A 24755-nucleotide genomic window follows, 5' to 3' on the forward strand; every position below is an offset into this window, starting at 1 on the left:
GATGATAGACGGGCACGCCCACATCTTTCTGCGTCAGCTGATAGGCACCGCCCCGCTGCGCTACAAGCCGTACCGGGACGCCCCCTTGCAAGCCTATCTGGCTCAGCTGGATCAGTTCGGCATCGCCGGCGGCGTCCTGGTGCAGCCCAGCTTTCTGGGCACGGACAACCGCTATTTATTGCAGGGGCTGCGCGAGAGCGAGGGGCGGCTGCGCGGCATCGCGGTGATCGCGCCGGACTGTCCGCTGCCGGCCATGCGCGCGATGGACGACGCCGGCGTCGTCGGCCTGCGGCTGAATCTGATCGGCCGGCCGCTGCCGGACCTGCACTCGCCGGCGTGGCGCCGCTGTCTGGCGCATGCCGCCAGCCTGGACTGGCAAGTGGAGGTGCACCGCGCGGCGCAGGATTGGCCGGTCTTGCTGCCGCCGCTGCTGGACGCCGGAGTCAAGGTGGTCATCGACCACTTCGGCCGGCCGCATCCTGCTTTGGGGGTGGACGATCCCGGCTTCCGCCGCATGCTGGACGCCGGCGCGGCCAGCGGCCGCGTCTGGGTCAAGATTTCCGCGGCCTATCGCAACGGCCTGGCCGGCCGCGGCGAGGACATCGCCCGCGCCGCGCTGCCGCTGCTGGACAGCGCGCTGGGGCCGGGGCGGCTGCTATGGGGCAGCGATTGGCCGCATACTCAGTTCGGCTCCATCCGCTACGCCCGCACGCTGGAGCTGTTGGAACAGTGGCTGCCGGACGCGGAACGCCGCCGACGCATCACTCACGATACGCCCGCCCGGCTGTTCCGCTTCGACGCGGCTACAGAAAGTGGCGATCCTCCGCCAGATGACTGGCCGGACAGCTGAACATCAACACCAGCGGCGCGGCGCCGGTATTGCTGAGTTGATGCTGGGTATTGGCCGGCACCACGAAGGAGCTCCGCTCCCCCACCTCATGGGCGCGCGCCGCCCCGGTGGCCACATCCACCAGCCTCATCTCGCCTCGGCCGCTGACGATATGGTAGTGCTCGTCGCCATGACGATGATAATGACCGTTGATGGCCACCCCGGGGGCGATTTCGGTTAAATACGTGCTGAAGCCGGCGTCGCCGGCCAATTTCAAAATCTTGATGCCCACGCTCTTGTCGTAAACGCCGTTTTCAAGTTCCAACTGCCAATCAATCACCTTCATGATATTCCTAACAAACCGTAATAGCGGACAAAACAAACATTAAAAGCGAGCTATTATTTCAAACCTGCGCGCCTTATGCGCCTTCTCCGTGCGCCTTAATCCTTTAGTACAGTTAATCAAGGCCAAACGGCCATTCGCATTGACACTATCGGAACAAAAAATCTATAAGTGCCCAGCTTAGAGCCTGTTCAAAGCTTAGCGAACAAGAGCGAGACACGGCGTTGCGGCATTAGGAACGCGCGCGCATACGGCGCGCCGCGTTTCAAAACCGGTTTCAACGCCATTCCAAGCATCTCGCCAACGCTCAGCAACCATTGGACGGCGGCCGACGCGACAGCGAGGCCAAGACAGCGCACCCCGACATGACCAACCTCCGCACCAGGCGCACATTATGGACTATCAGCTCGTCTCCCCTGAACGCTTCACCGAAGAGCAAAGCGAATTCGTGGCTCAGTTCCGCCAATCCGTCACCCAGATCTCCGGCCAGACCGACATGATCGTCGGCGCCAAAGACGCCAACTCCCGTCATCTGGCGTCCAGCGACGCCTACGCCAGAATCGTGGCGCTCAAGCGCGGAGATGACGTGGTGGACCGTCTGGACAAGGAAATGCCCTGCGAAGGCACCGCCCAGTTCGCCGATTGCTATGTGCAGGAAGACTTGGCGCTGATGCAAACCTGCGATCCGACACGCAAGGTCTCCATCCTCAACGTGCATGAATACGGAGACGGCCTCAAGGCGCGGGTGTTCTCCAAGCATCTGCTCAAGCACGAGGCGACGCGCTCCATCCTGGGCACCATCTATTACGCGCATGAAATCGAGATCGCCAACTTCATCAACCTGATGCCCAATTACATTTTGGAATTCGGCGCCGGCTGCAGCATAGAACAGGTGCAGGGCGAATTGAAACTGCTTGACGTGGAATTGACGGAATACGAACAGGAAGTCTGCTTCCTGATGCTGCTGAATTGGGACTTCAAGCAAATCGCCGACTTCATGAACAAATATCGGCCCAAGCCCAAAACCCGGGTGGCGGATTCTATTATCAAGAGCAAAAACTATATCTGCGAAAAACTGGGCCTGCCCTCGCAACGACGCGCCGAATTATGCGATGCGCTGATTGCCGCCGGCATGCACCGCAAAATGCCGACCTCGCTTTTTAGCCGGCTGATCGGCTCCAAACAGCTGTGATATCCAACTGGGTATTCTCCATTTTTCTGGAGTTACCCCATAAGCATAAAAACGCTATGCTCTGAGCCTGGAGCGGTACACCGCGCGGCCGGACTGCCATCCCATGCCGATATCGCCGGCCCATCACGCGGCGAAGCCGGGCGGCCGACGCATCTCGCCGGTTCGCGCCTCAAGCGCGACGCCGCGACGCACTATCGGGATGCCGGCCGCTCGACAATAAAAAAACTTGAAACGCCGCCAAATCCAGCCCTTGCGCAACGCCAAGCGCCTCCCGCCTGCGCGCCGCCTCAGGCGGGCGTCGCAAGGCGACGCCAGGACGACGAAGCGGCGGCCATTTCAAGATCAACGCGGGCCAAAGAGAAACCATGATGCGACAGGAGTCAGCAATGAGCATACGCGCCTTGAATTATGGCAAGCATTCTGCAAGATCCTTATCGGGAATCGCCAGAAACGTGGAGGCCTTCGCGCTGGACACGATAGACGGCGAACGCGTGATCATCACCCTGCCCGCCATCCAGGGCGAGCAAGGCAGCGAATGGGAAGGATCGTTGATTTTCCGTCACGACTACCTGTTGGAGCTGCTGGCCTACAGCGTGGAACACGGCATCATCAAGCCCGGCGAGGTCAGCAAGGCCTTGATCGACGGCAGTTCGCGGCCCAGCCAGGTCTAAGACCGCGAACAGACGCCAAGCCCGAACCCGAGCATCCTCCAACCGCCGCGCCATGTGCGGCGGTTTTGCTTTCAGCGGCCGCCCCGGCGGCATATCGCCGCCAGTTCCCCGGCCGCGGCGGCCGGGTCCGCCGCGCCGAACACGCCGCCTATCACCGCGATCGCATCCGCGCCGGCCGCCAGCGCCTGTCCGGCATTGCCGGCATGGATGCCGCCTATCGCCACCAGGGGCGCGCCCAAGCTGCGCGCCTCGGAGAACAGACCCAGCCCCGCGCGCGCCGCGTCCGGCTTGGTGCCGGACGGAAACACCGCGCCGAAGGCGAGGTAGCTGGCGCCGGCCTCCGCCGCCCGGCGTGCCCGCTCCAGGCTGTCATAGCAAGACGCGCCTATCAGCGCGCCGGCGCCCAGCCGCCGCCGCGCCGCACTCAGGGCGGCATCGTCGCGGCCCAGATGCACGCCGTCGGCCCCGACGCGCGCCGCCAGCTCCACATCGTCGTTGACGATGAAGACCACGCCCTTGCGCCGGCACAGCTCGGCCAACGCCTGCGCCTGCTCCAGACGCAAAACCGCGTCCTCGCTCTTGTTGCGGTATTGCAGGATGTCGATGTGCGGCGCCGCCGCCTGCGCCAGGCTCAGCAGCCGCGCGCTGTCCTCGGTGTCCGGCGTGATCGCGTACAGCCCCTTAAGCCTGTCCGGCATCGTCGTCCTCGTCGTCGCCGCGCGCCCAGAACATCCGATCCGGCAGGAACTGGCCCATGCCGGGCCGGAAACCGTTCAGCAAGGCCTGGTAGGTGTATTCCTGCGCCTCCCGCACCGCTTCCGGCAACAGCAGGCCGGTGGCCAGCATGCCGGCGATGGCCGAGGCCAGCGTGCAGCCGGAGCCGTGGTAACTGCCCGGCAGACGCTCCCAGGCGTCGGAGCGCACCAGGCCGCCGGGACCGTACAGCTGGTTGACCACTTCCTTGGTGTTTTCGTGGGTGCCGGTGATCAGCAGGTGCGGGCAGCCCAGCGCCAGGATGCGCTGCGCGCACTGCTCCAGCGTCAGATCCTCGTCCTCGTCGGCGTCGTTGCTGGCGATGCGCCGCGCTTCTATGCTGTTGGGCGTCAGGATGGACACCTGCGGAATCAGCATGTCGCGCATCGCGGCGATCAGGTCCTCGTCGGCCAACTCGTGGCCGCCGCCGCTGGCCAGCACCGGATCCAACACCACCGGGATGTCCGGGTAGTCCGCGATCAGCTGCGCCACCACCGCCACGTTCTCCACGCTGCCCAACATGCCGATCTTGAAAGCGGTGACCGGAATGTCTTCCATCAGAAAACGCGCCTGGTCATTGACCCAGTCCGCGTCCAGCACCATAAAGTCATTGATGCCGACGGTATCCTGCACCGTAATCGCGGTGATCACCGACAAAGGATGGCATCCCAGGCTGGCCAGCGTCAGAATGTCGGCCTGGATGCCGGCGCCGCCGGAAGGGTCCGAGCCCGCCAGGGTAAGGACCACGGGAGGAGTGGGCTGAGTGGTCAAGACGGAAACCTCTTCGTTCTGTATATGGGCGGAGCGGCCGGCGGGCGCATTGTCAGTGTCGCGGACCACTCTTAGAATAACTGTTTTACTCGATCACAAGGTGATGCGATGCGTACTTGGATGTGTCTGATCTGCGGCTTTATCTACGACGAGGAAGCCGGCCGTCCGGAGGATGGTATCCCGCCGGGCACCAAGTGGGAAGACATTCCGCCCAACTGGACTTGCCCGGATTGCGACGCGCGCAAAGACGATTTCGAAATGGTGGAAATCTGAGCCGGCGCCGCCCGCGTCCGCCGCGATTTCCCGCCGCGCCGCAGCTCGCCGTCCAGGCGGCGTCCGGCGCTCAAGAGGCCATACCGCAATGAAAAGTTTCTGGAGCAAAACCCTGGCCGGCCTGCTGGTCGCCGCCGCCCTCGCCGGCTGTGCCCAGGTCAACACCACCCAGGGCGGCGCCGTCGGCGTCAACCGCGGTCAAACCATGCTGCTGTCCAGCCAGGAAGTGGAGCAGATGTCGGCCAAATCCTATGCCCAGCAGCTGGGCAAGGCGCGCGCCGGCGGCCAGCTCAACGCCGACGCGGCGATGACGGCGCGGGTGCGCAAGATCTCCCAGCGCCTGATCGCCCAGGCGCCGGTATTCCGTCCCGACGCGGCCAAATGGCGTTGGGAAGTCAATGTGATGCGCAATGACGAACCCAACGCCTACGCGATGGCCGGCGGCAAGATCATGGTCTACTCCGGCCTGATCACCAAGCTCAAGCTGAGCGACGCCGAACTGGCGGCCGTCATCGGCCATGAAATCTCGCACGCATTGCGCGAGCACTCGCGCGAAAGCATGAGCCAGGCCTACGCGCAGCAAGTGGGTCTGTCGCTGGTGGGCGCGGTGGCCGGCCTCAGGCAGAACCAGCTGGACATGGCGGCGATGGCCGCCGACGTGGCCTTGTCCAAGCCCAACAGCCGCACCATGGAATCCGAGGCCGACATCATGGGCCTGGAACTGATGGCGCGCGCCGGCTACGACCCCAACGCCGCGGTCAACGTCTGGAACAAAATGCAGGCGGCCGGCAACGGCGGCGGCGTGGAATTCCTGTCCACCCACCCGTCCGGCCCCACCCGCATCCACGACCTGCAGCAGCGCATCCCGCAAGTGATGCCGCTGTACCAGGCGGCGAAGAAAGGCTGAACATGCCCTTGCGCAAAGAGGATATGGACGCGCTGCTGGCCCAGGCCCGCGCCTTGCCGGGCGCCCAGTTCGACATCAAGTGGGAAACCCGGCGCGTGCTCAGCCTGGAAAGCAAGATGTTCGCCTTGTTCAACGACGACACGGTGATGTACAAGGTGGCCGACGACGATTTTCTCGTCCTCAGCGGCCTGCCCGGGGTGCGGCCGGCGCCGTATCTGGCGCGGGCGCGCTGGATAGAAGTGTCGTCGCTGGAGGCGCTGAGCCTGGAGCAGTTGCACGACGGCCTCGCCGACGCGCGGCGCTTGATTCTGGCCAAGCTGCCCAAGGCGGTCAGACAACGCTACGAGGCCAGCGCATGAGCGCAGCCGGGCCCATCGCCGCGGTGCTGATTCACGTCGCCGATTGGCGCGCCGGACTCGCCTGGTATCAACGGGCTTTTCCAGCGGCGCAAGCCGTAGACCTGCCCGATTTCGACTTCGCCTGCCTGGAATGGCAGGGCGTCCGGCTGGAAATCGTGCGGGCCGACGCCAAGGTGGCCTCCGGCGCGGCCGGCAGCGTCGTCTATTGGCGCAGCGGCGACCTGGACGCCGACATCCATCGGCTGACCGGCCTGGGCGCCGCCTTGTATCGCGGCCCGCTGGCGATAGAAGCGCAACAGGGCATCTGCCAATTGCGGGACCCATGGGGCAATTGCATCGGTTTGCGCGGCCCATGGACGCCCGCCACAAAGACAAGGACACCGTGAGCTACCTTTACCTGAAAGCCTTTCACATCTTTTTCGTGGTGTCCTGGTTCGCCGGGCTGTTTTACCTGCCGCGCCTCTATGTCAATCTGGCGCTGGCGGAACAGGACGCCGAATACCAGCGCCTGCTGCTGATGGCGCGCAAGCTCTACCGCTTCATGACCCCGCTGGCCGCGCTGGCGCTGGCCACCGGTCTTGGCCTGTGGCTGGGCTTCGGCATCGGCGGCGGCTGGCTGCACGCCAAGCTGACCCTGGTGCTGCTCTTGGTCGGCTACCACGGCTGTTGCGGCAAGCTCTACCGCGACTTCGCCGCCAAAACCAACCGCCGCAGCCATACCTGGTTCCGCGTGTTCAACGAACTGCCGGTGCTGGTATTGCTGGCGGTGGTGATTCTGGTGGTGGTCAAACCGTTCTGAGGAGATGGATCGCATGCGCAAATGGATTGCATTGTGGCTGGGCTGCCTGCCCGCCTGGGCCGCCACCCCGCTGCCGCCCAAACCGGCGCTGCCGCCGGAAGTGGTGGCCACGCTGCGCCGCGACGGCGCGGAGCTGCTGCGGCTGCCGATGTGCGTGGACGCCAAGGGCGCTTTTTCCGGCCAGCGGGAGGTCGGCGACGCCCTGCTCAGCATCGGCGGCACCGTCTCCGCGGCGCGCGCCCAGCACAAGCCCTTGCTGAACGCCAACGCCAGCTGGAGCGACCAGGACGGCAAACGCGTGGTCAGCGCCCAGACCCTGATCGGCGCTCAGCCTGAATTGGTGGGGAGCTGGCCGCAACGCGCCACGCCTTACGGCCAGAGCAGCGGCGTAGTCTCTCAGCAAAGCAGCCTGTCGCTGTATCTGCAGATCTCGCCGCGGGCGGAAGCCTGCGGTAAACCCAAGGGCGAACAGATCGCCCATTAGAAGCTGTTCAATGTCCGCTGCGCTGCGGCGATACAGCGTTGAACCGGCTGGAGTAGGTATAAAATGGCAGTGGAAATCGAACGCCGCTTCATCGTCGTAGGCGACGCCTGGCGCGGCCTGGCCCCAGGCGTGCAATACCGCCAGGGTTATCTGTCGGTGGAAAAGGAACGCACCGTGCGCGTGCGCGTGGTCGGAGATCAGGCCTGGCTGACGTTGAAAAGCAATATCAGCAACGTCAGCCGCCACGAGTTCGAATACCCGGTGCCGCTGGCCGACGCGCAAACCATCATGGGAGCGATGTGCCCGATGGTGGTGGACAAGCTGCGCCACCGCATCGAGCACGGCGGCTTCATCTGGGAAGTGGACGAATTTTTCGGCGACAACGCCGGCCTGGTCTTGGCCGAAATCGAGCTGCCGGATGAAAGCACCTCATTCGACCAGCCTGCCTGGATAGGCGAGGAAGTCACCGAGGACGGCCGCTACACCAACGCCTATCTGTCCAAGAACCCCTATAGCCGCTGGTAGTCTTGCCGGCCTGACGCCATGGATTAGAGATGGTTCGGATCAAGGCTATGCGAATGGGTTGCCATATTGCAGAACGTAATCATGGTAGCCCATTTTAAATAACTTATGCTCCATCTCTATTTCCGCCGAATCACCCGCGTGCAAAGATTTTAATACGCTTTCCGAAAACTCCATGGCCGCGGTTCCATTCGCCGTGATCAGGTTTCTATCCCGTACCGTTTGCGCTGCGATAAAGCCTGCGTGATGGCGATATTCCGGATATTCCGCCCACAAATGCTGAGCATTGCCCGTATGGCGATAATCATTCAACAAGCCATTCCGCGCCAAAAAATCCACCGCGCCGCAAATTGCCGCCACGACAACCCCTGTTGCCAAGCAAGCGGCAACCCTCTCCCTCAACTCAGAGCTATCCAGGCCCCAGGCGTTGCCGCCGACTAAAACCAACAGCGCGGTATCGCCGGGAATATCCATCAGAGCGTAGTCAACAACCGTTGTAAAACCGCCCATGGATTTGCACACGCCCCGCTCCAAGGAGGCCGTGGCCACCGACCACTGCTTGCTCATCACCAGCCGGCTGGACAGAAAAGCGCTTTCCCACTCGGCGTACTCATCCAATAAGAAAAATACGGCTTTTTTCATGACGCGTTCTCTATCGAAAATGACATGGTCAAAAGCATATATCACTCATAGCCCACCCACGCCAGCCTCGGTTAAAATAGCGGCCAATGGCGGGTCCAGCGCCCGCGCCCAATCCGAACACACCCGCGGCCGCGGCCGCCCGACAAGGAAACGCACATGTCCCGCAATCTGGAACTGTTTGAACGTGGCAAGAAATCCATCCCCGGCGGCGTCAACTCGCCGGTGCGCGCCTTCGGCCAGGTCGGCGGCACGCCGCGCTTCATCCAGCGCGCCGAAGGCGCCTACTTCTGGGACGCCGACGACAAACAGTATCTGGACTATGTAGGCTCCTGGGGTCCGGCCATCGTCGGCCACGCCCACCCGGACGTGGTGCGCGCGGTGCAGGAAGCGGCCGTCGGCGGCCTGTCCTTCGGCGCGCCCACCGAGGGCGAAGTGCTGATCGCCGAGGAAATCCGCAAGCTGCTGCCCTCCATCGAGCAAGTGCGCCTGGTCTCCTCCGGCACCGAAGCCACCATGTCGGCGATCCGCCTGGCGCGCGGTTTCACCGGCCGCGACCTCATCGTCAAATTCGAAGGCTGCTACCACGGCCACTCCGACAGTCTGCTGGTCAAGGCCGGCTCCGGCCTGCTCACCTTCGGCAACCCGTCCTCCGGCGGCGTGCCGGCCGACTGCACCAAGCACACCCTGGTACTGCAGTACAACGACGTCGAACAGCTGGACAAGACCTTCCGCGAAATCGGCGGCCAGATCGCCTGCGTGATCCTGGAGCCGATCGCCGGCAATATGAATTTGATCCAGCCCTCGGCCGAGTTCGTCCAGGCGCTGCGCAGCCTGACCGAACAACACGGCGCGGTGCTGATCTACGACGAAGTGATGACCGGTTTCCGCGTGGCGCTGAACTGCGCCCAGGGTCTGCACGGCGTCAAGCCGGACCTGACCACGCTGGGCAAGGTGGTGGGCGGCGGCATGCCGCTGGCGGCCTTTGGCGGCCGCGCCGACATCATGGCCTGCATCGCGCCGCTGGGCAACGTCTACCAGGCCGGCACCCTGTCCGGCAATCCGCTGTCGGTGGCCGCCGGCCTCGCCACCCTCAAGCTGATCCAGCAGCCGGGCTTCCACGCAGAGCTGGGCCGCCGCACCGCGCGTCTGGCCCAGGGCCTGGCCGACGCCGCGCGCGCGGCCGGCGTGACCATGAGCAGCGACAGCGTGGGCGGCATGTTCGGCTTCTACTTCAGCGAGCACGCGCCCAAGTCCTACGCCGAAGCCACCCGCTGCGACATCGAACGCTTCAAGCGCTTCTTCCACGCGATGCTGGACGAGGGCGTCTACCTGGCGCCGTCCGCCTACGAAGCCGGCTTCGTCTCCAGCGCCCACAGCGACGACATCATCGAGCAGACCCTGGCCGCCGCAGCCCGCGCGCTGAGCCGCGTCTAAGCCTGAACGCCGCCGCCTCCGCGCGGCGGCGCCTTCCCGCATGCACACCCCCCCCACCCGCCTGGCCTGGCGTCTGCGCGTCGAAGCCTCCGGCGTCGAACTGCAGCCCTGCGAGCAAACGCGAGGCCCCGACGGCTACGGCCGCGGCCGGCGCCTGCCGCTCACCAGACTGCTGGCGGAACAGGACGCACTGGACTGGCTCGGCGGCCAGGACCGGCTGATCCTGCGCGCGCTGGCCGCCTTGCAGGCCGACATCGCCGCCGACGGCCACGCGGCGCTGGACGCGCTGGCCGCGCTGCCGCTGCTGGTCGGCCACCCGGCGCTGTACTGGGCCGACGCGCCGGAACAGCCGCTGCGGGTGGAGGCCGGCCAAGTGGCGCTGGAACTGGAGCGCCAGGGCGAACAGATCTCCCTGCGGCTGAGCCCGCCCGGCATCGCCGCCTGCGCCGGCGTGCTGTGGCGCAAGCTGGCGCCGGACCGTCTCGCGGTCTACCGGCTGGACGAGGAGGTGCGCCAGATCGCCGCCCTGCTCGGCCACAGCCTGAGCCTGCCCTGGCACGCCCGCAAGAAAGTGCTGGACGCCATCCGCGACATCGCGCCGGAACTGCCCTTGCACGACGTCAGCGCCAGCTTTGACGACAGCTTGCCCAGCCAGCCGGCCGACGCCGTTCTGCGCGCGCTGCTGCGGCTGGACGAGGCCGGCCTGCGGCTGCAGCTGAAAGTGCGCCCGCACCCGGCCAGCGCGCTGTACGCGCCCGGCCGCGGCGCGCCCGGCCTGGTGGTGAGCGCGGACGGCGTCGCGCTGCAGCTCAAGCGCGACTTTCCCGCCGAGCGCGCCCGCCTGCGCCGGGTCCACGCCGCCTGCCCGACGCTGGCCGCCGCGCGCCGCGACGGCGACGAATGGGCGATGGACAGCCAGCAGGCGGCCTTGGACCTGCTGGCCGAGCTGCAGACGCTGGACGCGGACACCCTGCAATGCGAATGGCCGTCCGGCCAGCGCCAGCGCATCCGCGCCGGCGTCGGCCTGCCGCAGCTGAAACTGAGCGCCAAGCGCAAGGGCGGCTGGCTGGAAGTGGACGGCGAACTGGGGCTGGACGACGGCAACATCCTGGCGCTGCGCCATCTGCTGGAAGCGCTGGCCGGCCAGTCCGGCCGCTACCTGCGCCTGTCCGACGGCGACTGGCTGGCGCTGTCCGACTCCCTCGCCGCCCGCCTGCGCCAGTTGACCCTACTGGCCGACCACGCCGCGCCCGGCGGCCTGCGCCTGAGCCCGCTGGCCGCGCCGCGGCTGGGCGAACTGGCGGCCGAGGCCGGCGCTTTCGACGGCGACGCGGGCTGGAATGAACAATGGCGGCGGCTGCAATCGCTGCAAAGCTTCGAACCCGAAATACCGGACACCCTGCGCGCCACGCTGCGGCCTTACCAGCAGCAAGGCTACAACTGGCTGGCGCGGCTGGCCCACTGGGGCGCCGGCGCCTGCCTGGCCGACGATATGGGCCTGGGCAAGACGGTGCAGACGCTGGCGCTCTTGCTCAGCCGCGCCGCGCTCGGCCCGCAGCTGGTGGTGGCGCCCACCTCGGTGGCGCTGAACTGGCTGGCCGAGGCCGCCCGCTTCGCGCCCAGCCTGCGGCTGCGGCCCTACCAGCAACAACGGCGGCTGGACAGCGCCTGCCCCGGCGATCTGGTGGTGGCCAGCTACGGTCTGCTGCAACGCGACGCCGACGCCTTCGCCGAGGTGCGCTGGGCCAGCGTGGTGCTGGACGAGGCGCAGGCGATCAAGAACGCAGCCAGCCAGCGCGCCCAGGCCGCCCACGCGCTCTACGCCGATTTCCGCCTGGCCGCCAGCGGTACCCCGGTGGAAAACCATTTGGGCGAATTGTGGAGTCTGTTCCGCTTCGTCGCGCCCGGCCTGCTGGGCAACGAGGACAAATTCCAGCAGCGCTTCGCCCAGCCCATCGCCGACGGCGACGAGGACGCCCGCGACGCGCTGAAAGCGCTGATCCGCCCCTATCTGCTGCGCCGCACCAAGCAACAGGTGCTGACCGAGTTGCCGCCGCGCACCGACATCACCCGCGCCGTCCCGCTGAGCGAGGCGGAAATGGAAGTCTACGAGGCGATGCGTCAGCAGGCGCTGGACAAGCTGGGCCAGCCGGGCGAGGCCGAGGGCGGCGCGATGCAAGTGCTGGCCGAACTGACCCGGCTGCGCCGCTTCTGCTGCCACCCCACACTGACCCAGCCGGACAGCGCCTTGCCCTCCGCCAAGCAGGCATTGTTCCGCGAACTGATGCTGGAACTGCTGGACAACGGCCACAAGGCGCTGGTGTTCAGCCAGTTCGTCGATCACCTCGCCATCGTCCGCCGCTGGCTGGACGAGCAAGGCATACGCTACCAATACCTGGACGGCGCGGTGCCCGGCCCGCAACGCAAGGCGCGCATGGACGCCTTCCAGGCCGGCGACGGCGAGGTGTTCCTGATCAGCCTGAAAGCCGGCGGCACCGGCCTCAACCTGACCGCCGCCGACTACGTGATCCACCTCGACCCCTGGTGGAACCCGGCGGTGGAAGACCAGGCCAGCGACCGCGCCTACCGCATGGGCCAGCAGCGGCCGGTGACGGTGTACCGGCTGGTGGCCCAGCACACCATAGAAGAAAAGATCGTGGCGCTGCACGCCAGCAAGCGCGAGCTGGCCGACAGCCTGCTGGACGGCGGCGATCTCAGCGCGCGGCTGGACGGCGCGGCGCTGTTGGCACTATTGCGCCAAAGCTGAGCATTGCCCTTTCGTCATAAAATGGGCAAGCTGGCGTCATTTCCTTGATTCCGGATTATCCATGCTCAAAGCCATCCTGCTGTCCAGCCTGCTGCTGTCCGCGCTGCCCGCCTGGGCCGGCCTGTCCCAGACCGACACCGCCTCCGAGAAAATCTCCGTCGGCACCCTGTCCATCGTCGCCGCGCCGGCGATCAGCGTGGCCGGCAGCGCCCAGGGCAAGGGCGAATCGCTGCTGGCCCCAGTGCTGGCGGTGACCGGCAGCGCCTATGTGATCACCGGCCTGGCCCAGGGCGCCGGCGACACCGTCAAGATGTCGCTGGATGCGGCGCAAGGCGGCGCCAAGCTGGTGGTGGAGTTGTCCGGCAAGGCGCTGAAAGCCACCGGCGCCGCGGTCGGCGCCTCGGTGCAAGTCACCGCGGTGGCTAGCGGCACCATGCTGGTCACCTCCGGCAAAGTGCTGGCCTTCATCCCCAACAAGCTGGGCGAGGCCCTGCTGGAGCACAACCGTGTCCCGTCCTGACGCTCTGCCCGCCCGCCTCGCCGGCCTTGGCCTGGCGCTCTGCCTGCTGCTGCCGCACACCGCCCAGGCCGGCCGCAGCTGCGAGGAACAAACCATCACCCCGGCCACCTTCGGCAAGGCGATGGCCGCCGCCGAACAGCTGCGGCAAAAGCTGGACGCCAGCGGCGGCGACGTCGCGGTGATCGGCCGCGTCGGCCAGGACCTGTCGCGCTTCAAGCTGCGCTACACCCATGTCGGCATCGCCTACCGCCAGCCGGAAGGCCGCTGGCGCGTCGCCCACCTGCTCAACGACTGCGGCAGCGCCAGCTCCGACCTGTGGTACGAGGGCCTGGGCAATTTCTTCCTCGACGATATGTATTCCTTCGAATCGGTGGCGCTGCTGCCGCCGCCGGCGCTGGCCGCCCGCCTGCGCGAACGGTTGCAGGCGCCGCCGCGGCTGCGCGAACTGCACACCCCGCAATACAGCCTGCTGGCCTACCCCTTCGCCACCCGCTACGAAAACTCCAACACCTGGGTGCTGGAAACGCTGGCGGCCTCGGCCAGCCAGGAAGCGCGCATCGCCAACCGCGAACAGGCGCAAATGTGGCTGAAGCTCAACGGCTACGCGCCGTCGGAACTCAAGCTGGGGCCGCTGACGCGGCTGGGCGGCCGCATGTTCAAGGCCAATGTCGCCTTCGACGACCACCCCAACGAGATGCGCTACGCCGACCGCATCCAGACCGTGACCGTGGATTCGGTGATGAACTTCCTGCAGGCGCGCAAGGAGGGCTGGCAAGTGTTGGACATCCCCGCGCCTTGACTTGGCCTAGAGCCTGTTCACGATCTTTTATGAGTACCTTGAGATACTGCGTAGATACGTAGGAGACTTCGTATTCGACGCGCCCCGGCGCCCTTCAAACCTGCCGTCGGGGGGCGGGCCCGCGGTTTTAGCTCCGCAGCAACTTCGCTTCGCGGGTTTTAAGCAGCGGCTTGTTCGAGCACCGCGACCTTAGCGCCCCATCACTGAGAATCTTTGATTCGCTCAGCTATGGGGCGGTTGGGCCGCGCAAGTCTCCCTTTCCGTTTGATTCCCTCGCGACGCTTCGCTCGGTCAGGGCGGAACCGGCCCCAAATCATCATTTAGGCCATTAGCCCGATCTGAAATGATCAAAAACGAGCTCCAGCAGCAAAACCGGCCTACATAGCGCGGCGACGGGCCTGTGCCGCCGCCGCGCCTGGCCTCAACCGCTGTTGCGCAGGCCGGCCGAAGTGCCGTTGATGGTCAGATGGATCGCGTACAAAGCCTCGGCGTCGTCCGGCTGACGGCGCAGCCGGCTCAGCAACTCGGCCTGCAGCAGGCCCAGCGCGTCCAGATACGGCAAGCGCGTTTCCAGGCTGCGGTGCAACGTCGGGTTCTTCTCCAACAGCGCGCTTTGGCCGGTGACGGCGTAGAAAGCGTCCAGCGTGGCCTGCCACTCGGCCTGGATGCGGCCGAACAGCGCCTCGGCCAGCGCGCGGTCCTCCACCAGACCGGCGAAGCGGCGGGCGATGCCCAGATCCGCCTTGGCCAGCACCTGCTCCATATTGGACAACACCACCTGGAAGAACGGCGAACTGCGATACAGGCTTTGCAGGCGCGCGCGGCCGGCTTCGCCGTGGCGCTCGATGAAGGCGCGCACCGCCGAACCGACGCCGAACCAGCCGGGCAGCATCACCCGCGATTGCGACCAGGAGAACACCCAGGGAATGGCTCGCAGGTCCTTGATCGAAGCCAGGCTCTTGCGCGAGGCCGGCCGGCTGCCGATATTGAGCTTGGCGATGGCGTTGATCGGCGTCGCCTCCAGGAAGTACTGCATGAAGCCCGGCGCTTCCACCAGCTCGCGATAGGCGCGGTAGGCGGCGTCCGACAACTCGTCGAACACCGTCTCGTCTGTCTCGCAGCTGGCGCAGCCGCTGAGGCTGGCTTCCAGCGTCGCCGCCACCAGGGCTTCCAGGTTGCGGCCGCCGATGGCCGGGTCCGAATACTTGGACGCGATCACCTCGCCCTGCTCGGTGATGCGGATGCGGCCGGCCACGCTGCCGGCCGGCTGCGCCATGATGGCTTCGAACGACGGACCGCCGCCGCGGCCCACCGAGCCGCCGCGGCCGTGGAACAGCCGCAGCTTGACCCGGCCGTCGGCGAAACAGCGCACCAGCCGCTTTTCCGCCTGGTAGAGCTGCCATTGGCTGGTCAGATAACCGCCGTCCTTATTACTGTCGGAATAGCCCAGCATCACTTCCTGCATGCGGCCGCGGCTGTCCAGCAGTTGCTGGTACCACGGCAGCGCGAACAGCGCCGTCATCACCTGAGCGCTGCGGTCCAGATCGGCGATGGTTTCGAACAGGGGCACCAGGTTGACGCTGGCGCGCGGCTGCCCGTCCACCAGCCGGATCATGCCGGCCTCCTTCAGCAGCAGCGCCAGCGCCAGGATGTCGCTGACCTGGGCGCAATTGGAAATAATGCTCTGACCGATGGCGTCCACGCCGAACTGGCGTTGGATCAAGGCCGCCTCGCGGAAGATGGCAAGTTCCTTCTCCGCTTCGGCGCTGTAGTCCAGATAGGGCGAATACAGCAGCCGCGGCGTGGCCAGCTCGCGCAGCAACACCCGGGTCCGCGCCGCCTCGTCCAGCGCCGCGAACTCCTCCAGCCCGGCGCGGGCGAACAGCTCGCCCACCACCGCCTCGTGGCTGCCGGCGAACTGGCGCAGGTCCAGCGGCATCAGGAAGAAGCCGAACACGTCCACCGCGCGGATCAGTTCCGCCAGCCGGCCGTCGGCCAGCGTCGCGCTGCCGTGTTCGCGCAGCGAGGCGTCCAGCACCGCGAGATCGGCCTGGAATTCAGCCTGGTCGGCATAGGGCCGGCCCGCCGGCCAGCGGCCGCTCAGGCTCACACCCAGCCGCAGGCCGGTGGCCAGCACCCGCGCCTCCATCGCCGCCAGCGCGCGCCGGTACGGCTCCTCGCGGCGGCTCTCCTCCTGGTCCGGCGTCAACGCCGCCAAACCCACCAAGGCCGGGCTGACGCCGACCAGGCGCTGCGACAGCGACAGCTCGCGGTACAAGGCCGCCAGCTCATACAGATAATGTTCGAAGGCCACTTGCGCCTGGCGCGTCACCGCGTGGCGCAACACCGCGGCGTCGACATTGGGGTTGCCGTCGCGGTCGCCGCCTATCCAGCTGCCGACGCGGATGAAGGACGGCAGCGGCGTCGTCTGGCCCCAGGTGGCCTCGATCTGCCGGTCCAGGCGCTGATACAGCGCCGGCAAGGCCTGAAAGAAGGTCAGCGGGTGGTAGGCAACGCCGTTTTCGATCTCGTCCTTGACCGCCAGCTTGAAGTGGCGGATTTCCGAGGTCTGCCACAGCGCGACGATCACGCGCTTGAGCTTGGCCTCCAGTTCCTCTTCTTCTTCCGGCGTCAGGTCCGCCGCCGCCAGCTTGCCCAGGAAACGGCGCACCGCGCGGTGGCCGTCCAGCACGCTCTGGCGCTGCACCTCGGTGGGGTGGGCGGTGAGGATGGCGCCGACATAGGCGTCGCGCAGGGTGTCGGCCAGCATGGCGATGCTGACGCCGTCCGCCTTCAGCTTGCCCAGCGCGCGCGACAGGCTGCCCTGCTGCGGCGCGGAACCGGCCTGGCGGTGAGCGCGGCGGCGGCGCACATGGTGCAGGTCCTCGGCGATATTGAACAGCTGGGCGTACAGGCCGCAGGCGCGCACCAGCGCCATCGCCGCCGCCGGGCTCAATTCCGCCGCCAAGGGCTGGCTGCGTTCCTCCGCGCCGCGGCCGGCGATGGCGCGCACCTCGGCGTAGACCTCGGGGCCGGCCTGTTCGCTCAACACTTCGGCCAGCGCGCGGTCCAGGCGCGCCAGATCGGCGCGCAGCGGCAAGTCCTTGTCTAAATCGCTCATTCGGTATTCCTTGATGATGACGAGCGGCCGTGGCCGCTCCTAGTTTTGAATCGGCTCAAGTCAGCGCGGTCGCTGACTTCAGACGATTCGTTTCGCATGCAAAACATCATAAGCAGGCTTGCCGCTGTAGTGGCAACACTACTGTCATTTAAGCCGTTAGATATTGACCTGACTGCGCATTGCGCAACATCAAGCTTTACGCCCCCGCCTGGACGATGCCGCGACGCTGCGCGTCGGACCGGCGTGCTAGAATGCCCGCCATCCAAGCACATAGCCCAATCGGAAACCGGTTTTCATGGACAAAATCGTCATCGCCAGCCGCGAGAGCCGGCTGGCCATGTGGCAGGCCGAACATATCCAGGCCCGGCTGCAAGCGCTCTACCCCCACCTCAGCGTGGACATCCTGGGCATGACCACCCAGGGCGACCAGATTCTGGACAAGACCCTGTCCAAGATCGGCGGCAAAGGCCTGTTCGTCAAAGAGCTGGAAGTGGCGCTGGCCGAAGGCCGCGCCGACCTGGCCGTGCATTCGATCAAGGACGTGCCGATGGTGCTGCCGGAAGGCTTCGCGCTGGCCGCCATCTGCGAGCGCGAAGACCCGCGCGACGCGCTGGTGTCCGCCCGCTGCGCGGACTTGTCGGAGCTGCCGGACGGCGCGGTGGTGGGCACCTCCAGCCTGCGCCGCGAATCGCAGATCCGCGCCCGCTATCCGCGGCTGGTGGTCAAGCCGCTGCGCGGCAATGTGCAAACCCGGCTGCGCAAGCTGGACGACGGCGAATACGATGCCATCATCCTGGCCGCCGCCGGCCTCAAGCGCCTGGGCCTGTCCGAGCGCATCCGCAAGGAGCTGCCGCCGTCGGAAAGCCTGCCGGCCGCAGGCCAAGGCGCGCTGGGCATCGAAATCCGCGCCGACCGCGCCGACCTGATGCAGCTGCTCGCGCCGCTGAACCACGCCGCCACCCACGCCTGTGTCAGCGCCGAGCGCGCGCTGGCGCGCGAGCTGGGCGGCAGCTGCCAGGTGCCGCTGGGCGCCTTCGCCACCCTCAGCGAAGACACGCTGACGCTGGGCGGCTTCGTCGCCAGCCCGGACGGTTCGGTGATGCTGACCGCCAGCGCCAGCGCCCCGGCCGATTACGCCGACGCGCTGGGCCGCGCCGTGGCCAAGAAGCTGCTGGACGACGGCGCCGGCCCGCTGATCGAAGCGGTGCTGGCCGACCCGCGCTGAGACGGCGATGCCGCGCGTCCTGGTCGCCCGCCCGCTGGCGCAAAGCGCCGAGCTGCTGCACCTGCTCGCCGCCGCCGGCTTCGACGCCGGCCATCTGCCGCTGATGGAGATCGCTCCGCAGCCGGACGCGCTGGCGGCGCTGCCGCGACAAGCGGCGGCGGCGGACTGCCTGGTCTTCGTCAGCCCCAGCGCCATAGATCAGGCCTGGCCGGCGCTGCGAACGCTGGACCTCGCCGCCAAGCGGCTGGTCTGCGTCGGCCGCGCCAGCGCCGCCAAGCTGGCCGCGCTCAGCGGCCGAACGGCGCTGCACCCCGCCGAGGGCAGCGACAGCGAAGCCTTGCTGGCCCTGCCCGAACTGGCCGATATGCGCGGACAGCGCGTGCTGATCGTGCGCGGCGTCGGCGGCCGGCCGCTGCTGGCGCAAAGCCTGGCCGCGCGCGGCGCGGCGGTGGAGTTCGCCGAAATCTACCGCCGGCTGGACGGCGCGCCGGACTGGGCGGCCTTCGACCTCGCGCCGCCGGACGCGGTAATCATCACTTCCGGCGAAATCGTAGAGCAATTGTTCCGTCTCGCTGGCCCCAGTCGAATCAGGACGTTACAATGCCTGCTATATTGCGTGCCGCATCCGCGCGTGGCCGACCGGCTCGCCGCGCAAGGCGCGACGCGCATCATGACAACCCGGGCCGAAGACAGCGCGCTGGTCGCCGGCCTTAAAAAATGGTTCTGTCGTCACCCATGAGCGAATCCCAGATCACCGAAACCGCCAAACCCGAGTCCAAGAAATCGCTGAGTCCGGCCTTGCTGATCGCCATCGCCGCGCTGGGCGTGTCCGGCTGGCAGTACTTCAGCACCCAGCAGGAACTGACCGCCGCCCGCCAGGAACTGGCGCGCCGGCTGGCCGAAGGCAGCGGATCCGCCAAGGAGCTGCGCGCGATGACCGAGCAGGCGATCAGCGCCAACCGCGCCACCGAAGGCCGGCTGGCGCTGATGGAGGCCCGCGTCAACGAATCCGCCGGCCAATACGCGACGCTGAACGGCATGTACCAGGAACTGACCAAGAACCGCACCGACTGGCTGCTGTCCGAAGTCGAGCACACCCTGGCCATCGCCAGCCAGCAACTGCAGCTGGCCGGCAATGTGCCGGCCGCCGTGTCCGCGCTGGAAATGGTGGACGCGCGCCTGGCCAAGTTCGACCGCCCGCAGCTGATCGGCGTGAAAAAGGCGGTGGCCACCGACCTGGAAAAACTCAAGGCCCTGCCCTATCTGGACAGCGTCGGCCTCACCGTCAAGCTGGACCGGCTGATGCTGTCCGCCGACAGCCTGCCGCTGGCGGTGGACGCCCACCGCTTGGCCAGCCAGAAACCGCAGGCCAAGGCCGCGACGCCGGCCAGCGCGCCGCTGTGGGAACGCTTGGTGGCCGACGTCAGCAAGAGCCTGGGCGAGCTGATCCATATCCGCCGCATGGACAAGCCCGAAGCGCTGCTGCTGTCGCCGGAGCAAGCCTTCTTCCTGCGGGAAAACCTGAAAATGCGCCTGCTGGACGCGCGCCTGGCGCTGATCCAGCGCGACGGCAAGACCTTCGCCGCCGACATCGTGGCCGCGCGCAGCTATGTGCAGCGCTACTTCGACCGCGACGCTCCGGCCGTCACCCAATGGCTGGGCACGCTGGGCGAACTGGAAGGCGCGCCGCTGGACGTGGCGCTGCCGGACATGAACGCCAGCCTCAAATCGGTGCGCGACGCCCAAGGCGCGGCAGGAGAATAAACCGTGAAATTCGCCTTGTGGATTACCGGGCTGTTTGCCCTCGCGGTGCTGGTCGGCCTGGCCGCCACTCTGAACACCGGCTACGCCATCCTGTTCCTGCCGCCTTACCGGATGGAAGTGTCCTTCAACCTGCTGATCGTGTCGGTGGTGGCGCTGATCTTCGTGGTGCACCTGGTGCTGCGCATGGTGGCGGTGGCCGCCAATCTGCCGGCGGAAGTGCGCCGCTTCCAGCGCCAGAAAAAGCTGAAAGCCTCCCGCCACGCGCTGCGCGAAGCCGGCATTTCCTACTTTGAAGGCCGTTTCCAGAAAGCCGAGCGCGAGGCCAGCAAATCGCTGGACGACGAATACTCGCCGGAAAACAAGGCGCTGGCGCTCTTGATCGCCGCCCGTTCCGCCGGCGCCGCCGGCGATCTGGACAAGCGGGACGGCTATCTGGCGCAACTGGACGCCATGCCGCCGCGGCTGCAGCTGGCGCGCCATATGCTGGACGCGGAACTGAAGCTGGAAGCCAAGGACCCGCTGGGCGCCTTGGCCGCCATCGAACGCGCACGCGCGCTGTCGCCCAATCTGACCAACGCCCTGCGGCTGGAATTGAAGGTCCGTCTGTTGCAGAAGCAGCCGGAGGCGGTGCTGGCGCTGACCGAGAAACTGCTCAAGGCCGACGCGCTGGAGCCGGAACAGGCGCGGCGCTACCGCTTGGCCGCCTACCAGCAACAGCTGGTGACGCTGCTGGGTGGTCAGGAAATCCGCGACTGGCTGCGCCGCATTCCGGAAGCCGAACGCAGCAATCCCCAGCTGATGGACCAGGTGGTGGCGCGGCTGATCGTGCTGCAGGACTACGACTACGCCGCCACCTTGCTGGCCGGCGCGCTGGCCAACGACGACCACGACACGCCGGAGCTGTCTCGCGAACTGGGCAAGCTGGCCGAGCACTTGAGCGAGGACAAGCGCCTGGAACTGCTGAAAACCGCGGAAAACTGGCTGAAGAAGCGGCCGCGCGACCACTGGCTGCTGATGGCCTTGGGCCGTCTGGCCCTGTGCCAGCAGCTGTGGGGCAAGGCGCAGAGCTATCTGGAAGCCAGCGCCTCGATCTCGCCGACGCTGTGCGCCCACGCCGAGCTGGCGCGGCTGTTCGAAGCCACCGGCAAGGAAGAGCTGGCGGCTCAGCATTACAACAAGAGCCTGGAGCTGGCGCTGAAACAGGGCTGCTGATCCCGGGGACTCCATACGAAAAAGGACATGCTCGCGCATGTCCTTTTTTATTTGCCCTGATTGTTATCGGCTCAACTCGACAACAGCAGCACCCCCCAGGCCAAGGCCAGATAGCGCGCCGCCTTGCCCAGGGTCAGCCACAGAATGCTGGACCACCAGGGCAGGCGCAGCCAGCCGGCGGCCAAGGGGATGGCGTCGCCGATCACCGGCAGCCAGGACAGGGCCAGCACCGCCGGGCCGAAACGCTGAAACCAGCCGGCCAGCCGCGGCGGCAACTCCTTGCGCGGCGCCAGCCGCCCCAGCCACAGACTGGTGACGCTGCCGGCGGTATTGGCCACCGTGGCCACCAGCAAGGCCGGCCACAGCCACTCCGGCCATTTGTACAGAAAGGCGGACAGCGCCAGTTCGGAATTGCCGGGCAGGATGGTGGACGAGGTGAAGGCCGACACCGCCAGCCCGCCCAGGCCCAGCCAAACCAAATGACTCATTCATCAAACCCGATGGTTTCGCCGCAGGCGGCGGCGATGGCGGCGCTGAGCGTGGAGAAGAACTCCGAACCGTCGCGCGCGGCAATCCAGCGGCCGTCGCGGAAGGCGAAGTGGTAGCCGCCGCTCTTGGCCGCGATCCACAGCTCCTGATTGGCGGTGTGGCGGTTGACAATGATCTTGGCGCCGTCGCTGAACTCGATGTCCAGCACATTGCCGGACACCAGGTAGTCGGCGTCCAGGTCATTGTCGTCGATGGCGGCTTCGATGCGTGCGAAGATGGCGTCGGTGTGCCGCAGAAATTCGGTTTCGTTCATTGCGCTTTCCCGTTGAATGACGGCCTGGACGCCGTCTTGGCGCGGCTCAGGCCTTGATCGCCGGGCGCATCGGAATCACACGACGCGCCGCAGCTTTGCTAGTATCCAGATTTTGCCACATTGGAACTCATTCGTATGCGCACCTTGCTGGCTTGTGCAAGCCTGACCCTGTTCCTGGCCGCCTGCGGCTTCAAAGGCCCCTTGTATCTGCCCGCCCCCGCCGCCAAGCCGGCCGCCGCCGCGCCGGCCGTCAAACCCGCGGCCAAGGCCGACGCCTCCGCCCCGCGCGCCGCGGCCGAACCCGCCGCTCCCGCCGTCCGCTGACGGTTCCCGCCGCGCTTTGGGCCCGGCGCGGCGGCCGCGAAATGCCGAAGACATATTGATATTCCCACGCGGTTTCCTGCGCTTCAGTCATATCCTTTACACTCAAAGGCTGTATCTGCAGATAAAGGAGCCGCCGATGTCCCACTTCGCCCGTCATCTGGAACATCACACCATCGTCAACCCCTTTCCCGGCATCGCCAAGCTGGAAGCGGCCTTGGGTCACCGCATCGGCGCGCGCATCGGCTCTAATGAAAGCATGGCCAAGCCGGCCTCGCCGCTGACGGCGGAATTCGGCGAGATGATGACGGAGCTGGCCCGGCTCTACCCGGACCCCTACGCGCACGGGCTGCGCCAGCGCGCAGCCGCCCATAACCGCGTGGACCCGAGCCAGGTGCTGTTCGACACCGGCGCCGACAGCCTGATCCTGCTGGCGCTGCGCCTGGCCTGTAATGTCGGCGACGCGGTGGTGTGCACCGCCGGCACCTATCCCACTTTCCGCTATTTCGCCGAAGGCGTGGGCGCGCGCATCCTGGAAGTGCCCTACCAGCAGCAAGGCGACCGGCTGCAAGCCGATCTGCCGCGGCTGGCGGAGGTGGCGCGCGCCGAGCGCGCCGCCGTGCTCTATCTCGCCAACCCGGACAATCCCAGCGGCCATTACTGGGGCGCGGACGATATCCTGGCGCTGCGCGAAATGCTGCCCTCGTCCACGCTGTTGATTCTGGACGAGGCCTACGTCGATTTCTGCGTGGACGCGCAGGACGCGCCGCCGCAAGGCGCGCTGCCCAACACGCTGCGGCTGCGCACCTTGTCCAAAGCCTATGCGCTGGCCGGCCTGCGGGTGGGCTACGCCGTCGGCCCGCAGCACATCGTCGCCAAGGCGGACCAGATACGGCCTCAATTCGCGCTGTCCAGCTTCGCCCAGCTGGCGGCTCAAATCGTGTTGGACGATCCGGACTACTCGCGCCAGCTGATCGCCGCCACCATCCATCTGCGCGACAAGCTGTCCGACGCCTTGCGCGCGCGCGATCTGGTGGTGATGCCCTCTCACACCAACTTCGTCTGCATCGCCTATCGCGACGCCGCCAGCAGCGAGGCCATTCACCGCCAACTGCTGTCCGACGGCATCGCCGTCCACCGGCCGCCGCATCCGGCGGTGCGCCATCTGCTGCGCGTCACCGCGCAGCCGCAGGCGCTGTCGGCCAAGGTGATGGCGGCGCTGGCGGAAGGTTAAGAAGCGGCTCAACATCCGCTGCGCTTCGTGATACGAGGCGCGGCGAGCACCGCTTCGTAAACGCCTACGCGCTACGCGCGCGTTTCGCTTTCTCAGCGGTTTTCGCCTTGTCTCGCCCTGGCTCGCAAGACTTTGAACCGCTCTCCCGCCCCATAAAAAACGCCCTGGACCGGCTAGCGGCCCAGGGCGCGGTCTTTTCCCCGCCGTCCTCACTCCGAGGTGCTGGGGTTCCAGTAAGCCTGGCTGATGAAAGGCTGGGCCACCAGCTTGGCGGCGATCTCCTCCAGCTCCTCCCACTCCACCGAGGTGGACAGCAAGGTGGCGGTCATCTCCACCTCGTCGTCGCCGAAGGGCTCCACATCCAGATCCCCCACCGGGTATTTGGACTCCTCCAGCAGATCGCTGAGCAAGGCCATCGCGTGCTTCTGGCCGGAACGGCTGGAAATCACGCACAGCTGGTAAGTGACTTCGCTGGTTTCGTCGTCGATCGGCTTGCGGTTGATGGAGTTCACCACCGGACGCAGCAAGGTGTTGCTGGCCAAGACGAACAGCGTGATCAGAAAGGCCTGCGGAATCTGGCCGGCGCCGGCGCTGGCGCCGACCGCGGCCGAGCCCCACAAGGTGGCGGCGGTGTTCAAGCCCCGCACGTTCAGGCCTTCCTTCATGATGGTGCCGGCGCCCAGAAAACCGACGCCGGACACCACGTAGGACGCCACCCGCGCCGCGCCGCCGGTGCCGTCCAGCTGCAAGGCCATGTCGACGAAGGCCGCCGCGCCCACCGCCACCAGGGTATTGGTTCGCAAGCCGGCGGTACGCTGACGGAACTGCCGCTCATAACCAATGGCCGAGCCCAGGATGAAAGCCGTCAACAGGCTGAGCAAGGTTTGCAGCAGACCAGACCCGTTGAAGCCCAGAAACTGCAGTAAGGTTTCCACTTCTTATTCCTCCTGCGGTCGATTGAAAAAACAGCGCTCCCGTCGCGCCGGGAAACAGTCAGGCAGTTTGCCACAT

Annotated in this window: 28 protein-coding genes; 20 read left to right on the top strand and 8 right to left on the bottom strand. The window is 66.6% G+C overall.

Going from position 1 to position 24755, the window contains the following annotated elements; genetic code table 11:
• The first annotated feature begins 1 nt into the window (after window position 1).
• A complete protein-coding gene (locus tag ACODSD_RS02125) occupies window positions 2-850 on the top strand; it encodes an amidohydrolase family protein (protein WP_253314967.1) in 849 nt (282 codons plus the stop codon).
• Here ACODSD_RS02125 and ACODSD_RS02130 read toward each other — a convergent pair.
• The gene (locus ACODSD_RS02130) at window positions 804-1175 is read right to left on the bottom strand and encodes a cupin domain-containing protein (RefSeq protein WP_488876690.1); all 372 of its coding nucleotides are present in this window, start codon (window positions 1173-1175) and stop codon (window positions 804-806) included. The genes ACODSD_RS02125 and ACODSD_RS02130 overlap by 47 nt on opposite strands.
• A gap of 391 nt (window positions 1176-1566) precedes the next feature.
• Between ACODSD_RS02130 and ACODSD_RS02135 the strand changes: the two genes are divergently transcribed.
• Together ACODSD_RS02135 and ACODSD_RS02140 are read left to right on the top strand one after the other, a co-directional pair.
• Window positions 1567-2364, top strand: a complete 798-nt coding sequence (locus ACODSD_RS02135) for a hypothetical protein (RefSeq protein WP_107801184.1) — start codon at window positions 1567-1569, stop codon at window positions 2362-2364.
• 386 nt (window positions 2365-2750) lie between these two features.
• Window positions 2751-3035, top strand: coding sequence for a hypothetical protein (locus tag ACODSD_RS02140; protein ID WP_146176757.1), 285 nt, complete (start codon window positions 2751-2753; stop codon window positions 3033-3035).
• Window positions 3036-3106: 71 nt separating this feature from the next.
• Here the strand turns inward: ACODSD_RS02140 and thiE are convergent, their stop codons facing one another.
• Window positions 3107-3733: a thiamine phosphate synthase gene (gene thiE / locus ACODSD_RS02145; protein ID WP_107801186.1), complete on the bottom strand. Its 627-nt coding sequence runs from the start codon at window positions 3731-3733 to the stop codon at window positions 3107-3109.
• The gene (gene thiD / locus ACODSD_RS02150; protein ID WP_227105696.1) at window positions 3717-4559 is read right to left on the bottom strand and encodes a bifunctional hydroxymethylpyrimidine kinase/phosphomethylpyrimidine kinase; all 843 of its coding nucleotides are present in this window, start codon (window positions 4557-4559) and stop codon (window positions 3717-3719) included. Before thiD ends, thiE begins: the two co-directional genes overlap by 17 nt.
• A gap of 108 nt (window positions 4560-4667) precedes the next feature.
• Here thiD and ACODSD_RS02155 point away from each other — a divergent pair, with 108 nt between their 5' ends.
• From ACODSD_RS02155 to ACODSD_RS02185, 7 genes are all read left to right on the top strand, one after another.
• Window positions 4668-4832: a rubredoxin gene (locus ACODSD_RS02155; protein ID WP_039756174.1), complete on the top strand. Its 165-nt coding sequence runs from the start codon at window positions 4668-4670 to the stop codon at window positions 4830-4832.
• 88 nt (window positions 4833-4920) lie between these two features.
• Entirely contained in the window at window positions 4921-5739 is an 819-nt protein-coding gene (locus tag ACODSD_RS02160; protein ID WP_227105698.1) for a M48 family metallopeptidase, read from the top strand.
• A gap of 2 nt (window positions 5740-5741) precedes the next feature.
• A complete protein-coding gene (locus ACODSD_RS02165; protein ID WP_488876691.1) occupies window positions 5742-6098 on the top strand; it encodes an MmcQ/YjbR family DNA-binding protein in 357 nt (118 codons plus the stop codon).
• Window positions 6095-6484: a VOC family protein gene (locus tag ACODSD_RS02170; protein ID WP_488876692.1), complete on the top strand. Its 390-nt coding sequence runs from the start codon at window positions 6095-6097 to the stop codon at window positions 6482-6484. The genes ACODSD_RS02165 and ACODSD_RS02170 overlap by 4 nt, the downstream gene beginning before the upstream one ends.
• Complete coding sequence (locus ACODSD_RS02175; protein WP_199225954.1) at window positions 6451-6897, top strand: CopD family protein; 447 nt, start codon at window positions 6451-6453, stop codon at window positions 6895-6897. Before ACODSD_RS02170 ends, ACODSD_RS02175 begins: the two co-directional genes overlap by 34 nt.
• A gap of 13 nt (window positions 6898-6910) precedes the next feature.
• Entirely contained in the window at window positions 6911-7381 is a 471-nt protein-coding gene (locus tag ACODSD_RS02180; RefSeq protein WP_235085752.1) for a hypothetical protein, read from the top strand.
• A gap of 63 nt (window positions 7382-7444) precedes the next feature.
• The gene (locus ACODSD_RS02185) at window positions 7445-7906 is read left to right on the top strand and encodes a CYTH domain-containing protein (RefSeq protein WP_166450475.1); all 462 of its coding nucleotides are present in this window, start codon (window positions 7445-7447) and stop codon (window positions 7904-7906) included.
• A 45-nt stretch (window positions 7907-7951) separates the two neighbouring features.
• Here the strand turns inward: ACODSD_RS02185 and ACODSD_RS02190 are convergent, their stop codons facing one another.
• Entirely contained in the window at window positions 7952-8545 is a 594-nt protein-coding gene (locus ACODSD_RS02190) for a DJ-1/PfpI family protein (RefSeq protein WP_488876693.1), read from the bottom strand.
• Between the two features lie 156 nt (window positions 8546-8701).
• On the opposite strand from ACODSD_RS02190, the gene hemL reads away from it, so the two are divergent.
• From hemL to ACODSD_RS02210, 4 genes are all read left to right on the top strand, one after another.
• Window positions 8702-9979, top strand: coding sequence for a glutamate-1-semialdehyde 2,1-aminomutase (hemL, locus tag ACODSD_RS02195; RefSeq protein ID WP_488876694.1), 1278 nt, complete (start codon window positions 8702-8704; stop codon window positions 9977-9979).
• 40 nt (window positions 9980-10019) lie between these two features.
• A complete protein-coding gene (locus ACODSD_RS02200) occupies window positions 10020-12746 on the top strand; it encodes a DEAD/DEAH box helicase (protein WP_488876695.1) in 2727 nt (908 codons plus the stop codon).
• A gap of 61 nt (window positions 12747-12807) precedes the next feature.
• The gene (locus tag ACODSD_RS02205) at window positions 12808-13266 is read left to right on the top strand and encodes a hypothetical protein (protein WP_235085744.1); all 459 of its coding nucleotides are present in this window, start codon (window positions 12808-12810) and stop codon (window positions 13264-13266) included.
• Complete coding sequence (locus ACODSD_RS02210; protein ID WP_488876696.1) at window positions 13253-14065, top strand: DUF2145 domain-containing protein; 813 nt, start codon at window positions 13253-13255, stop codon at window positions 14063-14065. Before ACODSD_RS02205 ends, ACODSD_RS02210 begins: the two co-directional genes overlap by 14 nt.
• A 421-nt stretch (window positions 14066-14486) precedes the next feature.
• Here ACODSD_RS02210 and ppc read toward each other — a convergent pair whose 3' ends face one another.
• Window positions 14487-17186 carry a phosphoenolpyruvate carboxylase gene (ppc, locus tag ACODSD_RS02215; protein WP_107801196.1) on the bottom strand — a complete coding sequence of 900 codons (2700 nt, stop codon included), beginning with the start codon at window positions 17184-17186 and terminating at the stop codon, window positions 14487-14489.
• Between the two features lie 295 nt (window positions 17187-17481).
• Between ppc and hemC the strand changes: the two genes are divergently transcribed.
• Genes hemC through ACODSD_RS02235 form a run of 4 tightly spaced genes read left to right on the top strand, consistent with a single transcriptional unit; the run spans window position 17482 to window position 21387 of the window.
• The gene (hemC, locus tag ACODSD_RS02220) at window positions 17482-18411 is read left to right on the top strand and encodes a hydroxymethylbilane synthase (RefSeq protein WP_235085740.1); all 930 of its coding nucleotides are present in this window, start codon (window positions 17482-17484) and stop codon (window positions 18409-18411) included.
• Between the two features lie 7 nt (window positions 18412-18418).
• Window positions 18419-19150 carry a uroporphyrinogen-III synthase gene (locus tag ACODSD_RS02225; RefSeq protein ID WP_488876697.1) on the top strand — a complete coding sequence of 244 codons (732 nt, stop codon included), beginning with the start codon at window positions 18419-18421 and terminating at the stop codon, window positions 19148-19150.
• Window positions 19147-20175, top strand: coding sequence for a uroporphyrinogen-III C-methyltransferase (locus ACODSD_RS02230; protein WP_107801199.1), 1029 nt, complete (start codon window positions 19147-19149; stop codon window positions 20173-20175). The genes ACODSD_RS02225 and ACODSD_RS02230 overlap by 4 nt, the downstream gene beginning before the upstream one ends.
• Before the next feature lie 3 nt (window positions 20176-20178).
• On the top strand, window positions 20179-21387 hold the full coding sequence (locus ACODSD_RS02235; RefSeq protein WP_048412739.1) for a heme biosynthesis protein HemY: 1209 nt from the start codon (window positions 20179-20181) through the stop codon (window positions 21385-21387).
• A gap of 71 nt (window positions 21388-21458) precedes the next feature.
• On the opposite strand, the gene ACODSD_RS02240 is transcribed toward ACODSD_RS02235, so the two are convergent.
• Window positions 21459-21875, bottom strand: coding sequence for a YqaA family protein (locus ACODSD_RS02240; protein WP_107801200.1), 417 nt, complete (start codon window positions 21873-21875; stop codon window positions 21459-21461).
• Window positions 21872-22189, bottom strand: coding sequence for an iron donor protein CyaY (cyaY, locus tag ACODSD_RS02245; RefSeq protein ID WP_107801201.1), 318 nt, complete (start codon window positions 22187-22189; stop codon window positions 21872-21874). Before cyaY ends, ACODSD_RS02240 begins: the two co-directional genes overlap by 4 nt.
• 135 nt (window positions 22190-22324) lie before the next feature.
• On the opposite strand from cyaY, the gene lptM reads away from it, so the two are divergent.
• A complete protein-coding gene (gene lptM / locus ACODSD_RS02250) occupies window positions 22325-22513 on the top strand; it encodes an LPS translocon maturation chaperone LptM (protein ID WP_107801202.1) in 189 nt (62 codons plus the stop codon).
• 136 nt (window positions 22514-22649) lie between these two features.
• Entirely contained in the window at window positions 22650-23744 is a 1095-nt protein-coding gene (locus tag ACODSD_RS02255) for a pyridoxal phosphate-dependent aminotransferase (RefSeq protein WP_107801203.1), read from the top strand.
• Between the two features lie 209 nt (window positions 23745-23953).
• Here ACODSD_RS02255 and ACODSD_RS02260 read toward each other — a convergent pair whose 3' ends face one another.
• The gene (locus ACODSD_RS02260; RefSeq protein WP_019103569.1) at window positions 23954-24679 is read right to left on the bottom strand and encodes an MgtC/SapB family protein; all 726 of its coding nucleotides are present in this window, start codon (window positions 24677-24679) and stop codon (window positions 23954-23956) included.
• Window positions 24680-24755: the final 76 nt, after the last annotated feature.

Source organism: Chromobacterium sp. FG22 (assembly GCF_057809415.1).

What these genes read in the sequence shown, in the direction of transcription:
- ppc (WP_107801196.1), bottom strand. Translation starts at nt 17,186, where the DNA reads ATGAGCGATTTAGACAAGGACTTGCCGCTGCGCGCCGATCTGGCGCGC.
- ACODSD_RS02140 (WP_146176757.1), top strand. Translation starts at nt 2,751, where the DNA reads ATGAGCATACGCGCCTTGAATTATGGCAAGCATTCTGCAAGATCCTTA.
- ACODSD_RS02155 (WP_039756174.1), top strand. Translation starts at nt 4,668, where the DNA reads ATGCGTACTTGGATGTGTCTGATCTGCGGCTTTATCTACGACGAGGAA.
- ACODSD_RS02175 (WP_199225954.1), top strand. Translation starts at nt 6,451, where the DNA reads ATGGACGCCCGCCACAAAGACAAGGACACCGTGAGCTACCTTTACCTG.
- thiE (WP_107801186.1), bottom strand. Translation starts at nt 3,733, where the DNA reads ATGCCGGACAGGCTTAAGGGGCTGTACGCGATCACGCCGGACACCGAG.
- ACODSD_RS02180 (WP_235085752.1), top strand. Translation starts at nt 6,911, where the DNA reads ATGCGCAAATGGATTGCATTGTGGCTGGGCTGCCTGCCCGCCTGGGCC.
- hemC (WP_235085740.1), top strand. Translation starts at nt 17,482, where the DNA reads ATGGACAAAATCGTCATCGCCAGCCGCGAGAGCCGGCTGGCCATGTGG.
- ACODSD_RS02165 (WP_488876691.1), top strand. Translation starts at nt 5,742, where the DNA reads ATGCCCTTGCGCAAAGAGGATATGGACGCGCTGCTGGCCCAGGCCCGC.
- ACODSD_RS02205 (WP_235085744.1), top strand. Translation starts at nt 12,808, where the DNA reads ATGCTCAAAGCCATCCTGCTGTCCAGCCTGCTGCTGTCCGCGCTGCCC.
- ACODSD_RS02190 (WP_488876693.1), bottom strand. Translation starts at nt 8,545, where the DNA reads ATGAAAAAAGCCGTATTTTTCTTATTGGATGAGTACGCCGAGTGGGAA.
- ACODSD_RS02255 (WP_107801203.1), top strand. Translation starts at nt 22,650, where the DNA reads ATGTCCCACTTCGCCCGTCATCTGGAACATCACACCATCGTCAACCCC.
- cyaY (WP_107801201.1), bottom strand. Translation starts at nt 22,189, where the DNA reads ATGAACGAAACCGAATTTCTGCGGCACACCGACGCCATCTTCGCACGC.
- ACODSD_RS02135 (WP_107801184.1), top strand. Translation starts at nt 1,567, where the DNA reads ATGGACTATCAGCTCGTCTCCCCTGAACGCTTCACCGAAGAGCAAAGC.
- ACODSD_RS02225 (WP_488876697.1), top strand. Translation starts at nt 18,419, where the DNA reads ATGCCGCGCGTCCTGGTCGCCCGCCCGCTGGCGCAAAGCGCCGAGCTG.
- ACODSD_RS02240 (WP_107801200.1), bottom strand. Translation starts at nt 21,875, where the DNA reads ATGAGTCATTTGGTTTGGCTGGGCCTGGGCGGGCTGGCGGTGTCGGCC.
- ACODSD_RS02160 (WP_227105698.1), top strand. Translation starts at nt 4,921, where the DNA reads ATGAAAAGTTTCTGGAGCAAAACCCTGGCCGGCCTGCTGGTCGCCGCC.
- hemL (WP_488876694.1), top strand. Translation starts at nt 8,702, where the DNA reads ATGTCCCGCAATCTGGAACTGTTTGAACGTGGCAAGAAATCCATCCCC.
- ACODSD_RS02130 (WP_488876690.1), bottom strand. Translation starts at nt 1,175, where the DNA reads ATGAAGGTGATTGATTGGCAGTTGGAACTTGAAAACGGCGTTTACGAC.
- ACODSD_RS02230 (WP_107801199.1), top strand. Translation starts at nt 19,147, where the DNA reads ATGAGCGAATCCCAGATCACCGAAACCGCCAAACCCGAGTCCAAGAAA.
- lptM (WP_107801202.1), top strand. Translation starts at nt 22,325, where the DNA reads ATGCGCACCTTGCTGGCTTGTGCAAGCCTGACCCTGTTCCTGGCCGCC.
- ACODSD_RS02170 (WP_488876692.1), top strand. Translation starts at nt 6,095, where the DNA reads ATGAGCGCAGCCGGGCCCATCGCCGCGGTGCTGATTCACGTCGCCGAT.
- ACODSD_RS02125 (WP_253314967.1), top strand. Translation starts at nt 2, where the DNA reads ATGATAGACGGGCACGCCCACATCTTTCTGCGTCAGCTGATAGGCACC.
- ACODSD_RS02185 (WP_166450475.1), top strand. Translation starts at nt 7,445, where the DNA reads ATGGCAGTGGAAATCGAACGCCGCTTCATCGTCGTAGGCGACGCCTGG.
- ACODSD_RS02200 (WP_488876695.1), top strand. Translation starts at nt 10,020, where the DNA reads ATGCACACCCCCCCCACCCGCCTGGCCTGGCGTCTGCGCGTCGAAGCC.